Origin of the sequence: Candidatus Nitrospira neomarina, from assembly GCF_032051675.1 — a bacterium.
GTDB classification, from domain to species: domain Bacteria; phylum Nitrospirota; class Nitrospiria; order Nitrospirales; family UBA8639; genus Nitrospira_E; species Nitrospira_E neomarina.
This window is the reverse complement of record NZ_CP116968.1, coordinates 4188975-4205067: the sequence shown is the minus strand read 5'-3', so window position 1 is coordinate 4205067 and position 16093 is coordinate 4188975. Positions and strand designations below refer to the sequence as shown.

Sequence of the window (16093 nt, the reverse complement as noted above, 5' to 3'; positions counted from 1 at the left end):
GTTACACCCAAATTTCCTGAATTCGTTCCAGCTCTGCCTTGGTTACAACCAATTTTTCACACCAAAGCACGTCATATACATTAAGGTCCTTACCATGAAGAATTTTAAGATTCTTTACATTTTTTCCAATACGAAAAATATCAGCCAATTCCTCCTGAATGACTAATAGGACCTTCCCACTCGCCCCGACATTGGATAAGGACTTAACCAATTCACGAGTTTTCAATTCAGGAAGTACCAAGTCGCCCAAGACCACCAATCCATCTCCAGCCTTGGCTGCCAGAGCTCCTCTTAAGGCCGCCCTATACATTTTCTTTGGCAAGGTGGATGAATACGATCTAGGCTTCGGCCCGAAAACTGTACCGCCGCCCCTCCAAATCGGAGATCGACTTGATCCGGATCTTGCCCGACCCGTATGCTTTTGCTTCCATGGTTTCTTACCGCCGCCCCTTACTTCCCCACGACCAAGCGTAGACGCTGTACCCTGCCGAGCACTTGACCGCTGCATCACCACTGCGCGGTGAACCAATGAGGGATTAACCGACGAACTGAAAACCCCATTCGTCAAATCAACTTTATCTACAGGCCGAGAGTCTGGGCCAAATACAGGAAAAGCATCAATAGATTGCATCAGCTGACCTTCCTTACGATGACCACCCCTCCAACCGGACCAGGGACAGAACCTGTAATTAAGAGTATGTTTTCCTCGGTCTTTATTCCAAAAACCGTTAATCCTCTTACAGTAATTTGTTTATTCCCCATGTGACCGGGGAGTTTTTTATTCTTTAATACTCTTGAAGGAAAAGAACTTGACCCGATGGACCCAGGGGCCCGATGAAACATCGATCCATGGGATGCTGGGCCACCGGCATAATTATGCCGCTTCATAACTCCCTGGAATCCTTTTCCTTTAGAAACTCCCTCAACATTGATTGATTCACCCTCAGAGAACAAATTTACGTCAACCTGGGAACCCACTTGCGCTTCACCGGCTGAACCAAACTCTCTCAAATGACGCCAAACCTTATTTCCTGCTTTCTTCATGTGCCCTAACTGAGGTTTCGTCTGCTTTCGTTCCGGCACTTCATCAAACCCAATCTGCACGGCATCATAGCCATCTGTACTTTTCTTCTTGACCTGCACAATTCCGCAGGGGCCAGCTTCAATAACCGTCACAGGAATAAGGCGTCTTTCCTTATCATAAACCTGGATCATACCTAATTTTTTACCTATCAACCCTTTAACCATAATTCGATAATTACCTAAATTAAGTTGACTGTAACTAAGGGAAGCCTTGACCAGAAACCTATAGTTTAATTTCTACATCCACCCCGGCCGCCAAATTAAGCTTCATCAGCGCGTCCATAGTCTCGGGAGTCGGCTCCATAATGTCCAGCAATCGTTTGTGAGTACGAATCTCAAACTGCTCCCGTGATTTTTTGTCAACGTGAGTTGATCTCTGGACGGTCCACTTCTCAATTCTCGTAGGCAGAGGCACAGGACCAGCAATGCGAGCGCCACTCCGACGAACGGTATCCACAATCTCACGAAGAGATTGATCTAATACCCTATAATCAAACCCTTTTAATCGAATTCGTATTCTGCGGTCTCGATCCACAAAAACCTACCCTTTCCACTTCACCAGTATTTCTTACGCGACGATTTCCGTGACCACCCCGGCTCCGACCGTTCGGCCCCCTTCTCGCACTGCAAATCGCACCCCTTGCTCCATCGCAATCGGGGAGATCAGTTCACCCTCAAACGACACATTATCCCCCGGCATCACCATCTCCACCCCCGGGTTTAATTGCACCACTCCCGTAACATCTGTCGTCCGGAAGTAAAACTGCGGACGATAGCCATTAAAAAACGGCGTATGCCGTCCACCCTCTTCCTTCGTCAAAATATACACTTCCGCCTTGAATTTCGTATGCGGCGTAATGCTCTTCGGCTTGGCCAACACCATGCCGCGCTCCACATCCTCTTTCTTCGTGCCCCGCAACAGCGCTCCAATATTGTCACCCGCCTGTCCCTCATCCAACACCTTCCGGAACATTTCCACGCCCGTGACAATCGTCGTCTGCGTCGGCTTCAGCCCCACAATCTCAATTTCATCCCCCACCTTGACCACGCCACGCTCCACCCGGCCCGTCACCACCGTCCCCCGCCCGCTGATGGTAAAGACATCTTCAATCGGCATCAGAAACGGCTTATCAATGGCTCGCTGGGGAGTCGGGATGTAACTATCGACCGCCTCCAATAAGCGCATAATCGACGGCACACCCACCTCACTCTGATCCCCTTCGATGGCCTTAATCGCTGACCCGATGACCACCGGCACATCATCGCCCGGAAAGCCATACTTCGTCAGCAACTCCCGCACTTCCAATTCCACCAACTCCAGCAATTCCTTGTCTTCAACTTTATCCGCTTTATTCAAAAAGACCACGATAAACGGGACGCCCACCTGCCGCGCTAACAAAATATGTTCCCGCGTTTGCGGCATCGGCCCATCGGCCGCACTGACCACCAAAATCGCCCCATCCATTTGCGCCGCCCCGGTAATCATGTTCTTCACATAGTCCGCATGCCCCGGGCAGTCGACGTGCGCATAATGGCGATTGTCGGTTTCATATTCCACATGGGAGATGGCAATGGTGAGAATTTTGGTCGGATCCCGTCGCCCCTGACTCTCACTCGCCTTGGCGACTTCATCATAGGGAACAAACTTCGCCTTCCCCGTATCGCCCATCACTTTCGTCAAGGCCGACGTCAGGGTCGTCTTCCCATGGTCAACGTGCCCGATCGTCCCCACATTGACATGCGGCTTCTTCCGCTCAAATTTCGCCTTCGCCATGCCCTACCTCCTCTTGAATTCCTTGCCTTACCGAATTGAAAAATATACCAGAGGAAAACTATTCCCCTTGATTCTTTTTTATAATTTGCTGAGCCATAAGCTTTGGCACCACCTCATAAGACTCAAACTCCATACTGTACGTGGCACGTCCCTGGGTCTTTGATCTTAAATCCGTGGAATACCCAAACATCTCACTCAATGGGACCGCAGCATCAACAATTTGCGAAGTTCCCCTTGCACGCATTCCGTGAATTTTTCCGCGCCGACTATTTAAATCACCTATCACATCACCCATAAAATCCTGAGGAACAAGAACTTCAACCTTCATTACCGGCTCCAACAAAACCAAATCCGCTTTTTGACAGGCACTTACCAATGCCATTGACCCAGCAATCTTAAAGGCCATCTCACTCGAGTCCACTTCATGAAAAGAACCATCAAACAACGTGACACGAAGATCGCGCAATGGGTATCCAGCAAGAATCCCACTCTCCATTCGCTCTCGAACCCCTTTTTCCACCGGAGCGATATATTCCCTGGGAACCGTTCCCCCAACAATTTTATTTACAAACTCTAAACCGACACCAGACTCTGCCGGCTCCACCCTCAGCCACACATGGCCGTACTGACCACGACCACCGGTCTGCTTTACATACTTCCCCTCAGCTTCCGCTTTTCCCTTGATGGTTTCACGATAAGCTACCTGAGGCTTCCCGACATTCGCCTGAACTTTAAATTCACGAAGAAGACGATCAACAATGATCTCAAGATGCAATTCCCCCATACCAGATATGATCGTTTGCCCTGTCTCATCATCTGATTTCACCTGGAAGGAAGGATCTTCCTGAGCCAGCTTTTCCAAAGAATACCCCAACTTATCCATATCTTGCTTGGTCTTTGGCTCGACAGCCAAAGAAATAACGGGCTCGGGGAATTTTATTACTTCCAACAAAATTTGATGCTTCTCATCACAAAGAGTGTCACCTGTTCGAGTGTCCTTGAGACCCACGGCTGCCGCAATATCACCAGCAGAGACCTCATCGATCTCCTCTCTCTTATTGGCATGCATCTTTAATAGGCGCCCTATTCGCTCCTTTTTTCCCTTTGCCACGTTGTACACATAGGATCCAGCGGACAATTTCCCTGAATACACCCTAAAATACGTTAATTGACCGGAAAAAGGATCCGACATTATTTTAAATGCTAAAGCAGCAAACGGCTCACTATCCTCTGGCTTTCTGGTTAACTCTGCTTCGGAATGAGGATCAACACCAACAACGGGAGGGAGGTCTACCGGAGAAGGGAGATAATCAACCACACCATCAAGCAACGGCTGAACACCTTTATTCTTAAAAGCCGATCCGCAAAAGACTGGATTAATTTTCAATCCTATCGTCCCTGCCCGTATTGCCCGCTTTACCTCATCTACAGCCAGAACCTCACCAGCCAAATATCGCTCCATCACCCCTTCATCAAACTCAACTACAGAATCCAACAATTTCTCGCGATATTCTTTTGCCAACTCTAAATAGTCATCAGGAATTTCCTGGACAGAATAAGCCGCACCAAGGGTCTCATCATCAAAAACCAACGCTTTCATAAGCAGAAGGTCAATTACCCCTCGCAAACCATCCTCTTTCCCTAAAGGCAATTGTACGGGAATCGGCTTGGCCCCCAGTCGATCAATTAAAGACTGAACGCTTGCAAAAAAATCAGCGCCCACTCGGTCCATTTTATTCATAAACACAATTCGTGGAACTTGATACTTATCTGCCTGTCGCCACACCGTCTCTGATTGGGGCTCCACTCCCTGAACCGAATCGAATACAGCTATAGCTCCATCAAGCACTCGGAGGGACCGCTCTACCTCAATAGTGAAATCAACATGACCAGGCGTGTCGATTATGTTAATCCGATTTTCCTTCCAGAAACAGGTGGTGGCGGCGGAAGTAATCGTGATCCCTCGCTCCCGCTCCTGCTCCATCCAATCCATTGTTGCCGCGCCCTCATGGACTTCACCAATTTTATGGGAAACCCCCGTATAATAGAGGACACGTTCGGTAGTCGTAGTTTTGCCGGCATCAATATGGGCCATGATGCCAATATTCCGAGTCCGACTTAAAATGAAATCTGTTGACACAAATTCCTCACACAACAATGCCGGCAAGGGCAAAGCTCATTATAGATAAACAGAGAAAAAACCATCTCCGCTTAGGAAACGACAAGCTCCCCCGCAGCACCAATATTCAAACACTACCACCGGTAATGAGCAAAAGCTCTATTGGCTTCAGCCATCCGGTGCGTCTCATCCCTCTTCTTTACCGCCGAACCGTTATTATTAGCAGCATCCATTAACTCCGCCGCCAATTTCTCCCTCATACTCTTACCACTTCGAGCCAACGCACTTTGCTTAATCCACCTCAAGGCCAAAGCCACCTGACGCACAGGACGGATTTCTACAGGCACCTGGTAAGACGCTCCCCCGACCCTTCTTGACTTCACTTCTACCATTGGCTTGACGTTTCCCAATGCAGCATGGAAGACCTTAAGTGGTTCATCCCCCGTCTTTTCCCTGACAATATCAAATGCCCCGTAACAAACCCGCTCAGCCGTACTCTTCTTTCCGTCCTGCAGAAGAATATTCAAAAACCTGCCAACGACTTGATCCTTATATCTGGCATCCTGGACAACCTTTTGACGAAGAACGAGTGGCCTACGTGGCATTTTTTCCCCTAAAGAATTAACGAATTTTAAATTAAATAAGCGAAGGTAAAAGCGCGGGACCTACTACTTGGGGCGCTTTGCACCATACTTTGATCGCCCCTGCTTCCTGTTAGCAACCCCAACGGCATCCAATGCTCCACGAATCATATGATATCTGACACCAGGAAGATCCTTCACCCTACCGCCACGCACCAGAACAATAGAATGCTCCTGCAGGTTATGACCCATACCTGGTATATAAGCAGTTACCTCAAGGCCCGTCGTCAATCGAACCCTTGCTACTTTTCTCAATGCCGAGTTTGGCTTCTTAGGAGTCGTAGTATATACCCTAAGACAGACTCCCCTTCGCTGAGGGCACTGATTTAAAGCGGAACTCTTGCTCTTTGCTTTAATGGCCTTACGGCCGACACGTATCAACTGGTTTACTGTAGGCATATTATTCCAATTACAATTTCTTTTTAATAAATTTAAAAAGTCGAAAATTTATTGGGGCGAACCGGGTGATCTTATAGATTCATTTCCGTTATGTCAAGGTGCCATTACATCTGAAACGTAGCATTAAAAATTATTTTTCACTTGACGTATGAACTTTATTTAAACTTGACTGATCCTCGGAAGACAGAGCTACATCTTCCTCTGTCCTCTTCGGCACAAATGTTTCGCGATACTCCCCCCAACCTGTTCCAGCCGGAATCAACCTTCCGACGATCACATTCTCTTTTAAGCCACGTAAATCATCCGTACGGCCATTAATAGCAGCCTCTGTAAGAACTCTGGTTGTTTCCTGGAAGGAAGCCCCGGAAATAAAGCTGTCAGTACTTAGCGAAGCCTTTGTGATTCCCAATAAGACAGGCTTACCTAGTGCTGGCTGCCCGCCCTCGGAAATGACCCTTTCATTCTCATCATCAAAAACAGATTTATTGACCTGAGTGCCAGGCAAGAACGCGCTATCGCCAGCATCCTCGATTCTCACCTTTTTTAGCATTTGGCGGGTGATGACCTCAATGTGTTTATCGTTAATCACAACTCCCTGAAGGCGGTAAACCTCTTGCACCTCATCAACCAAATACTTCTGCAACTCCCTTGGCCCCAAGACGCTTAAAATGTCATGTGGATTAGCGGACCCATCCATTAATGGTTCACCAGCTCTTACCCAATCACCTTCATGAACATTTACGTGTCGGCCACGCGGGATAAAATATTCCTTTACATCACCAATCTTGTTATCCACGACGACCTTTCGTAAGCCTTTCACAAAACCACCGAAAGACACTTCTCCATCAATTTCGGTGACAACCGCATGCTCCTTAGGCTTTCTCGCCTCAAACAATTCAGCTACCCGAGGCAAGCCTCCTGTAATATCTTTTGTTTTAGTCGTTTCTCTAGGTATTTTTGCCAGCACATCTCCAGGATATACAGTCGATCCTTTTTCCACAAAAATATGAGCTCCTACTGGCAGGAGGTATCGTGCGGGAGATCCAGATGAAAGCTTTGCGGTTTTTCCTGACTCGTCCTTAACGGACAACCGCGGACGCAAATTGGTCCCTGCCTGCTCGATGACGACCCGACGCGATAAACCAGTGACTTCATCCACCTCTTCTTTCATGGTGACTCCTTCGGCAATATCACCGAAAGCCACCTTCCCCCCTACTTCAGTCAAGATGGTAAGTGAATACGGATCCCACTCCACAAACTTCTGTCCTACTTCGACCTTTCCTCCATCTGGGACTTTTATCTTTCCTCCATACACCACCGGATATTTTTCCCGTTCACGGCCAGTCTCATCAATTACGGCAACTTTGCCATTGCGTACCATTACCACCCAATCCCCTTGTCGAGTCTTTACGGCCATACTGGGATTATAAAAATCCGCATTTTTCTTTGCGTCAAAACTTAAAAATTTAATCGTCCCATCATGCTTGGATGCCAGAACCGTTTGCTCCACAACCTTACTGGCCGTGCCTCCAATATGGAACGTCCGCATGGTCAACTGGGTCCCTGGCTCACCGATAGACTGCGCCGCAATGACTCCAACAGGTTCTCCCTTTTCTACAAGGCGGCCGCGTGCTAAATCTCTGCCGTAGCATTTGGCACACACCCCCCATCGAGATTGGCATGTGAGAACTGAACGAATTTTTACGTGGTCGATTCCCGCTTCAACGATTGTCTTACAAAGCTCTTCCTCTAATTCTTCATGAGCTTTAACAATGACTTCCTGCGTGACGGGATCGAGCACATCCTCTGCTGTTAACCGCCCAAGAATGCGTTCATCCAGGGGTTGAATCACTTCTCCACCCTCTACTAACGCCGAAACGATAATTCCGTCCGTTGTGAAGCAATCAGGCTCACTGATAATCACATCCTGAGCCGCATCCACAAGACGCCTAGTGAGGTACCCGGAATTTGCCGTCTTAAGTGCTGTATCTGCCAACCCCTTCCGTGCTCCATGCGTCGAAATAAAATACTGTAAAACCGTGAGACCCTCTCGGAAATTAGCGGTAATAGGAGTTTCAATAATTTCTCCTGAAGGCTTGGCCATAAGACCGCGCATTCCTCCCAATTGCCGAATCTGCTGGGAACTGCCTCTAGCGCCTGAATCCGCCATCATAAAGATAGGATTGAGACCTTCTGCTGCGCCGCGCCCGCCTCCCTCTTTAATTTCCTTCATCATTTCAATAGCAACTTCTTCGCCAACATGGGCCCAAATATCAATAACCTTGTTGTATCGCTCACCATTAGTAATCAGGCCTTCACTGTATTGCTCTTGAACCTGGGAAACATCTCCTTTGGCGCGCTCGATCAATTCCTTTTTGCGAGACGGAATATGCATGTTATCGATACAAATGGAAACGCCGGCTTTAGTGGCATAGGAGAACCCTAAATCTTTCAATTGATCAAGCATGACGACTACTTCATGCAGACCGGCTTGACGATACACACGATCAATCAGTTTCGTCAGCTCCTTTTTCGTCATAAGCTGATTTACGTGTGAAAAAGGCATGCTTCCTGGCAACACCTCAGAAAGAATCACTCGTCCAACCGTCGTATCAATCATATCTCCATCAATTCGTACTTTTATTCTCGCCTGCTCTTCCACTTCCTGCGAATCATAGGCAATTCGAACCTCATCTGTAGAGGAAAAGATCTTCCCCTCTCCTCGGGCACCATCACGATCCTTGGTCAACCAATAACATCCTAAAACCATATCCTGAGAGGGAATTGATAGGGGTCGACCATTGGCCGGTGAAAGCACATTATTGGCCGCCATCATTAATACCCGAGCCTCAATTTGGGCTTCCACTGAAAGCGGAACATGCACAGCCATTTGATCCCCATCAAAGTCCGCATTAAAAGCCGCACAGACTAAGGGATGGAGGCGAATAGCCTTTCCTTCTACCAAAATAGGGTCAAAAGCCTGAATGCCAAGACGATGAAGAGTTGGAGCACGATTCAACATAACCGGATGCTCTCGAATCACTTCATCAAGGACATCCCAGACTTCTGGACGCTCCTTCTCAACCAAACGCTTAGCGCTTTTGATTGTCGTTGCTGCTCCACGCTCTTCCAGTTTATGAAAGATAAACGGTTTAAATAATTCCAATGCCATTTTCTTGGGCAATCCACATTGGTTAAGCCGTAATTCTGGACCGACCACAATCACCGACCGCCCGGAGTAATCGACCCGTTTTCCGAGGAGATTCTGCCTAAATCGCCCCTGCTTGCCTTTGAGCATATCGCTCAAAGACTTGAGAGGACGCTTATTGGCGCCACGGATGACCCGGCCCCGACGCCCATTATCAAACAACGCGTCGACCGCTTCCTGCAGCATTCGCATTTCATTGCGGATAATGACACCGGGAGCCTTCAATTCCACCAATCGCTTGAGACGGTTATTGCGATTAATCACTCGACGATAAAGATCATTAAGATCCGAAGTCGCGAACCGGCCTCCATCCAAAGGCACCAGTGGGCGAAGCTCAGGTGGCAACACCGGAATGGCGTCCATAATCATCCACTCTGGATTATTTCCTGATTTATGAAACGCCTCAATGACCTTCAATCGTTTCGTAAGTTTTTTCCCCACCGCAGCGGATGTCGTACTCTTTATCTTGACATGCCGTTCATCCCACAAAGCATTAATATCTACTTTGCGCAATAATTCACGAATAGCTTCGGCACCAATACCCACTTTAAAAGAATTGGCCCCGTACTCCTCGACGCACTCACGATATCTTTCCTCCGTCAAGAGCTCTCTTTCTTTCAAATTCGTATTGCCGGTATCCAAGACCACATACGCCTCAAAATAGAGGATCTTCTCCAACTGCTTTAAACTCATATCCAAAAGAATGCCAATCCGGCTGGGCACACCCTTGAGAAACCAGATGTGAGCAACAGGAGCAGCCAATTCGATATGACCCATTCTCTCCCGTCGAACTTTTGACTGGATGACTTCCACGCCGCACTTATCACACACAATTCCACGGTGCTTCATCCGCTTGTATTTGCCGCAATTACATTCCCAATCTTTGGTTGGCCCGAATATTTTTGCGCAAAACAGCCCATCCCGTTCAGGCTTAAAGGACCGATAGTTGATCGTCTCTGGCTTTTTTACCTCGCCATAAGACCACGAGCGAATCTTCTCAGGCGAAGCGATACGAATTCGCATGGCATCAAATGAAACGGCATCACGAGGTTTTTCAAAAAGCGAATAGATACTATCCAAGTTCGTTCCTCCGATTATGTTGAATGATGGGACCGGACAACCACGCTAATTCTCTAATCAGCAGATTTAATCAACTCCACATCCAACCCTAAACTTTGCAATTCCTTCACTAAGACATTAAAGGACTCCGGAAGACCAGGTTCCAAAAAGTTCTCACCTTTCACGATTGCTTCATACATTCGAGACCGTCCTGGCACATCATCTGATTTCACGGTCAAAAATTCCTGCAAGGTGGAAGCCGCCCCATATGCTTGCAGAGCCCAGACCTCCATCTCTCCTAGACGTTGACCACCAAATTGAGCCTTTCCTCCAAGCGGTTGCTGCGTGACCAAAGAATATGGTCCGATTGAGCGAGCGTGAATCTTATCGTCCACCAAATGGTGAAGTTTCAGCATATACATGTATCCCACCGTGACCGGACTCTTAAATGGTTCGCCTGTCCGTCCATCATAGACCACCGATTGTCCTGACTCAGGGAGATTCGCCTTTTTCAATAATTCTTTGATTTCCTTTTCCGACGCTCCATCGAATACAGGGGTTTCCACCTGAATTCCTAACGCTTTTGCCGCCCACCCCAAATGCGTCTCAAGAATTTGTCCCACATTCATTCGAGAGGGAACTCCCAACGGGTTCAGGACAATCTGAACGGGTGTCCCATCTGGGAGATAGGGCATATCCTCTTCAGCCATAATTCGAGAAACGACACCCTTGTTTCCATGACGGCCGGCCATTTTATCGCCCACCGCAATTTTTCTTTTAATTGCCAAATACACCTTGACCAGCTTAATAACACCGGGAGGCAATTCATCTCCACGTCGAAGACGACCAACTTTCTCATCGTATTGTGTCTGTAAGATTTCAATTTGGTCTTTCGCTTCCCGTTCAATCTCATCCAGCTTTTTTTGTTCTTCCGCGTCTGCCAGAATCACCCGACGCGCATCATCATCAGATAACTTGCGAAGAACTTCCGCGGTAATACGACCCTTTTTCTTGAGAATCACTTCCCCACTATCAGGGTCCATTAAATCCCGTCCGACAAATTGCCCAAGCAATAGCTTCCGAATTTTACGATTCCGTTCTTCTTCAATAATCCGCAATTCTTCCTGGTAGTCCCGCTCGACTTTGACGCGATCATCCGTCTCGATTGTCCGAGACCGCTCATCTTTATCTACGCCTTTTCTGGAGAAAATTTTGACGTCCACGACAATACCTTCAATGCCTGGAGGAACCTGAAGCGAGGTATCCTTCACATCTCCAGCCTTTTCTCCAAAAATGGCACGCAATAATTTTTCCTCTGGCGTCAGCTGGGTCTCTCCTTTAGGCGTAACTTTTCCCACAAGAATATCGCCTGGCTTGACTTCCGCACCGATTCGTACGATGCCACTTTCATCCAAATTTCGAAGAGCCTCTTCTCCAAGATTAGGAATATCGCGAGTGATTTCTTCTTTTCCTAACTTTGTATCACGCGCCTCCACTTCGAACTCTTCGATATGGATAGAAGTAAACACGTCTTCTTTAACCATTTTCTCACTTAAAAGAATGGCATCTTCATAGTTATATCCACCCCATGGCATAAAGGCGACGAGCACATTTTTTCCCAACGCCAATTCTCCCCGATCCATAGCTGGACCATCCGCTAGCACTTGCCCTTGCTTAACCGGTTGCCCAATTCGAACAATAGGAGTTTGTGTGATACACGTATTTTGATTCGTTCGCTGAAATTTAATCAAATCATATGTATCCAGGATTCGAGAACCTTTTTTCTTATCATCTTTTTCCTTAAGTCCGGTTCTGACTACAATTCTCCTCGCATCTACCGATTCAACAATCCCATCTCGTTGAGCGATAGCCAAATATCCAGAATCTCTCGCTACCACAGCTTCCATTCCCGTCCCGACCAAGGGTGACTCACTTTTAATTGTTGGCACTGCCTGGCGTTGCATATTTGAACCCATAAGGGCCCGGTTTGCGTCATCATGCTCCAGAAATGGAATTAACGCAGTTGCCACGCTAACCACCTGCTTAGGAGAAACATCCAGATAGTCCACCTTATCAGGAGTAGTCGTCACAAATTCCCCTGCTTCTCTGGCCGTTATCGTTTCCGAGGTGAGCATCCCTTCCTTATTCATGGCTGAATTCGCCTGAGCGATAACAACCTGATCTCCATCCAATGGCGAAAGGAATTCAACGTCGTCTGTGACACGCCCTTTTCTTACTTTTCGAAAAGGAGCCTCTATAAACCCAAACTCATTGATCCGAGCATAGGTAGCCAATGACGTAATCAATCCAATATTGGGTCCTTCCGGCGTTTCGATAGGACATATACGACTATAATGAGAGGGATGGACGTCCCGAACCTCAAAACCTGCACGCTCCCTGGTCAAACCACCTGGCCCTAAAGCAGACAGCCTACGTTTATGGGTGATCTCTGCCAACGGGTTAGTTTGATCCATAAACTGCGAGAGTTGACTTCCCGCGAAAAACTCCTTGATGGCACCAACGATAGGCTTGGCATTGATCAGGTCATGAGGCAACACGGTTTCCATATCGAGCAGATTCATCCGCTCCTTAATGCTTCGCTCCATTCTAGCCAGACCAATACGGATTTGATTTTCCAACAACTCGCCAACCGATCGGACACGACGATTGCCTAAATGATCGATATCATCAACCGCACCTTTTCCGGCTTTAAGATCCACCAAGCATCTTACCACCTCGACAATATCTTGATCGGATAACGTCCGCTGTTCTAATGACAAATCAAGGTTGAATCGCTTGTTCATTTTCAACCGACCAACAGGGGATAGGTCATACCGCTTGGGATTCAGAAAGAGATTTTCGAACAACAATTTTGCCGATTCAATGGATGGCATCTCCCCAGGCCGAAGGCGTTTATAAATTTCCACCCAGGCCTCTTCCTTTGAATTAGTCCGCTCGGCTTCCAATGTGTCCAGGATGACAGGACTGGTCGTAGGACTATCCAGGTATATAACCTTAAATCCTTCAACTCCGCTTTCCAGAATTCGCTCCATCACCGGTGCCGTGAGTCGTTGATTTTTTTCTAGAATTACTTCTTGAGTTCCAGGATCCACAAGTTCGGTCAACACAGCTCGACCAACCAAATCTTCCTGCTTGATAGGAATTTCTTTAATTCCAGCTGCACGAATACGCCCCATGAGGGTTTTATTGAGCTTGGTACCTTCTTTTACCAACGGCTCATTAGATCCCTTCTCAAAGAGGTCTGCCGGAGATCGCAATCCTGCATGAATGTCGGGATCGAGCTTACGAAGCAATCCCCCATTCACGACGCGTACTTCCTCAATAGGGTAATACATCTTGAGAAGGTCATCAGTACTAAAACCAAAACCTTTTAATAAAATTGTGGCAGGCATTTTCCTACGGCGATCAATTCGTACATACAAAATATCTTTGGCATCATATTCAAAGTCGAGCCATGACCCTCGATAAGGGATGATCCGACCTGAAAATAAGACTTTCCCGCTTGAATGAGTCCGGCCCTTGTCATGGCCAAATGAAGGTCCAGGAGATCGATGCAACTGACTGACTGCCACCCGCTCCGTGCCATTCACCATAAAGGTGCCACGCTCGGTCATCAATGGAAGTTCGCCGACATAGACTTCTTGCTCCCTGACATCAAGGACCCTGTTTTTCACACTTTTATCTTGTTGATCGAAAACGACCAATCGCACCCGAAGCTTTAAAGGTGCAGCAAAGGTCATTCCCTGCTCTATACATTCCCTCGTGTCATATTTTGGCGTTCCCAGGGAATAGCTGGAAAATTCTAAAATGGCCGAATTGTTATAATCCATAATGGGAAACACACTTTTAAACGCTGCATGCAATCCCTTGTCCTCACGACGATCCGGCAATGTCTCCGCCTGCAAAAATTCCTCATACGAACGGCGCTGCACCTCAACTAAATCCGGAATTTCAATATGTGAGCGAATTTTTGAAAAGCTATGTCGCTGAACACTGCCCTCAAAGGCTGGTTGTCCCATTCCTGTCTCCTTAAGGATTAACGGCCACCTCAGCTTCCTGCTGGCCCTCGAACCTTCCTAAGTCACAACTCCGAGTCCTCAAAATGAGGGGAAAACTATTTCACCTCTACGGTTGCCCCAACCTCTTGAAGTTTCTTTTTAATAGTTTCCGATTCTTCTTTGGACACGCCCTCCTTTACCGCCTTCGGGGCCGCCTCAACGAGATCCTTAGCTTCTTTCAAGCCCAAGCCAGTAATTTCTCGCACCACCTTGATGACTTGAATCTTTTTATCCGCTGGGGCACTTCCCAATACTACCGTAAACTCGGTCTGTTCTTCAGCGGCAGGAGCCGCAGCGCCCACTGCAGCAGGCATGACCCCAACAGGCGCCGCTGCCGTCACACCAAATCGATCCTCCAAACCCTTCACAAGATCCGACAGTTCCAGGACACTCATGCCCTCTATAACCTTAATAAAATCTTCCTTTGACATTTTTGCCTCTGTTGCGCTCATCTCCCCTTCTCCTTTCTGCGTTTTGTTTTCTTGTATTGCGGCTAATACCGCAACAATACTTCTTACAATTTGACCTAAAACCCCGACAAACCCACGAATTGGCCCTTGGAAGGCCGACAACAACATCGACAGCAATTCTGTCTTTGACGGCAAATCCGCCACAGAAGAGAGACGAGCTGGATCTAACTCAACTCCGTCCAGAATTGCTCCTTTGAGCTGCAATTTCTCTTCACATTTTTCACTTTTAATAAAATCACGAATAACTTTCGCAGGCAATACCGGATCATCGTATCCAATAACCAATGCCGATTGACCCTTAAAAAATGGTTGCAAAGGAACAAGGGTTGTTCCCCCAATAGCTCTCACGGCAAGGGTGTTTTTTACCACCTGAAAGTTTGACTTCGCCTGCCGAAGTTTTTTTCGCAAATCATTAATTTGATTCACGGGCATACCCGCGCATTCCGTTACAATGGCTATCCGCGCTCGAGCGAATTGCTCATGCATAACTGCCACAGCTTCATTTTTATCAGTTTTTTTCATACCTCGAACTCACCTGCTGAGATTAAAGTTTCAACTGACCTGCTTTGCAATCGCGGCGCCGTCCAGATGGATACCTGGTCCCATCGTGCTGGACAATGTCGCACTTTTCACATACTTTCCTTTACTGGAAGAGGGCTTAGCCTTCATGATGGAATCAAAAACCGACTGGGCATTTTCTCTAATTTGTTGTCCCTGAAAAGACACCTTTCCAACAGGAACATGAATGTTGCCCGCCTTATCAACCTTATACTCAACTCTCCCCCTTCTGATTTCCTGAATGGCTTTCCCGACCTCAAAGGTCACCGTTCCAGTCTTAGGATTTGGCATTAATCCTCGTGGCCCCAACACTTTCCCCATTCTTCCGACAGCACCCATCATGTCCGGGGTCGCAATCATGGAGTCAAAGTCCAGCCACCCATCTTGGATTTTCTGCAAAAGGTCATCACTCCCCACAAAATCGGCACCAGCTTCCCTGGCCTCCTGCTCCTTTTCTCCTTTTGCAATCACTAAAATTCTGACTTTTTTCCCCGTTCCGTGAGGAAGGACCGTAGTCCCGCGAACCATCTGATCCGCACGCTTGGGATCTACCCCAAGGCAAAGTGACAGCTCTACCGTCTCATCGAATTTGGCAAAAGCAGCCTGCTTTACCAGGTCACTGGCCTCTTCCAATGAATATAGGGCCTTTGTTACCTTCGCTAAAGCCGATTCAAATTTCTTTCCCACGGCGCCTACCCTCTGT

The 16093-nt window shown here is 47.6% G+C and carries 11 protein-coding genes and 1 pseudogene; all 12 read right to left on the bottom strand.

What is annotated here, in order from left to right; translation table 11 throughout:
• Window position 1 precedes the first annotated feature (1 nt).
• Window positions 2-631 carry a 50S ribosomal protein L4 gene (gene rplD / locus PQG83_RS18125; protein WP_312744090.1) on the bottom strand — a complete coding sequence of 210 codons (630 nt, stop codon included), beginning with the start codon at window positions 629-631 and terminating at the stop codon, window positions 2-4.
• The gene (gene rplC / locus PQG83_RS18120) at window positions 631-1248 is read right to left on the bottom strand and encodes a 50S ribosomal protein L3 (RefSeq protein ID WP_312744089.1); all 618 of its coding nucleotides are present in this window, start codon (window positions 1246-1248) and stop codon (window positions 631-633) included. The genes rplD and rplC overlap by 1 nt, the downstream gene beginning before the upstream one ends.
• 58 nt (window positions 1249-1306) lie before the next feature.
• Window positions 1307-1618 carry a 30S ribosomal protein S10 gene (rpsJ, locus tag PQG83_RS18115; RefSeq protein ID WP_312646254.1) on the bottom strand — a complete coding sequence of 104 codons (312 nt, stop codon included), beginning with the start codon at window positions 1616-1618 and terminating at the stop codon, window positions 1307-1309.
• Window positions 1619-1651: 33 nt separating this feature from the next.
• Window positions 1652-2857 (bottom strand): elongation factor Tu, encoded by a 1206-nt coding sequence (gene tuf / locus PQG83_RS18110; protein WP_312744067.1) that lies wholly within the window; start codon window positions 2855-2857, stop codon window positions 1652-1654.
• 58 nt (window positions 2858-2915) lie between these two features.
• Window positions 2916-4997, bottom strand: coding sequence for an elongation factor G (gene fusA / locus PQG83_RS18105; protein ID WP_312744084.1), 2082 nt, complete (start codon window positions 4995-4997; stop codon window positions 2916-2918).
• 113 nt (window positions 4998-5110) lie between these two features.
• Window positions 5111-5581 carry a 30S ribosomal protein S7 gene (gene rpsG / locus PQG83_RS18100; protein WP_312744081.1) on the bottom strand — a complete coding sequence of 157 codons (471 nt, stop codon included), beginning with the start codon at window positions 5579-5581 and terminating at the stop codon, window positions 5111-5113.
• 63 nt (window positions 5582-5644) lie between these two features.
• Entirely contained in the window at window positions 5645-6016 is a 372-nt protein-coding gene (gene rpsL, locus PQG83_RS18095; protein ID WP_312646250.1) for a 30S ribosomal protein S12, read from the bottom strand.
• A gap of 130 nt (window positions 6017-6146) precedes the next feature.
• Window positions 6147-10304 carry a DNA-directed RNA polymerase subunit beta' gene (gene rpoC / locus PQG83_RS18090; RefSeq protein ID WP_376753539.1) on the bottom strand — a complete coding sequence of 1386 codons (4158 nt, stop codon included), beginning with the start codon at window positions 10302-10304 and terminating at the stop codon, window positions 6147-6149.
• A gap of 53 nt (window positions 10305-10357) precedes the next feature.
• Window positions 10358-14323 (bottom strand): DNA-directed RNA polymerase subunit beta, encoded by a 3966-nt coding sequence (rpoB, locus tag PQG83_RS18085; RefSeq protein ID WP_312744079.1) that lies wholly within the window; start codon window positions 14321-14323, stop codon window positions 10358-10360.
• A gap of 95 nt (window positions 14324-14418) precedes the next feature.
• Complete coding sequence (gene rplL / locus PQG83_RS18080; RefSeq protein ID WP_312749146.1) at window positions 14419-14793, bottom strand: 50S ribosomal protein L7/L12; 375 nt, start codon at window positions 14791-14793, stop codon at window positions 14419-14421.
• Between the two features lie 54 nt (window positions 14794-14847).
• Window positions 14848-15354 (bottom strand): annotated as a pseudogene (rplJ, locus tag PQG83_RS18075) (50S ribosomal protein L10); the annotation flags it as partial.
• A 30-nt stretch (window positions 15355-15384) separates the two neighbouring features.
• Entirely contained in the window at window positions 15385-16077 is a 693-nt protein-coding gene (gene rplA / locus PQG83_RS18070) for a 50S ribosomal protein L1 (RefSeq protein ID WP_312646248.1), read from the bottom strand.
• Window positions 16078-16093: the final 16 nt, after the last annotated feature.

Bases quoted from the DNA above. Each gene is read 5' to 3' on its own strand.
- rplD (WP_312744090.1), bottom strand. From the start codon at position 631: ATGCAATCTATTGATGCTTTTCCTGTATTTGGCCCAGACTCTCGGCCT.
- rplC (WP_312744089.1), bottom strand. From the start codon at position 1,248: ATGGTTAAAGGGTTGATAGGTAAAAAATTAGGTATGATCCAGGTTTAT.
- tuf (WP_312744067.1), bottom strand. From the start codon at position 2,857: ATGGCGAAGGCGAAATTTGAGCGGAAGAAGCCGCATGTCAATGTGGGG.
- rpsG (WP_312744081.1), bottom strand. From the start codon at position 5,581: ATGCCACGTAGGCCACTCGTTCTTCGTCAAAAGGTTGTCCAGGATGCC.
- rpsL (WP_312646250.1), bottom strand. From the start codon at position 6,016: ATGCCTACAGTAAACCAGTTGATACGTGTCGGCCGTAAGGCCATTAAA.
- rpoB (WP_312744079.1), bottom strand. From the start codon at position 14,323: ATGGGACAACCAGCCTTTGAGGGCAGTGTTCAGCGACATAGCTTTTCA.
- rplL (WP_312749146.1), bottom strand. From the start codon at position 14,793: ATGTCAAAGGAAGATTTTATTAAGGTTATAGAGGGCATGAGTGTCCTG.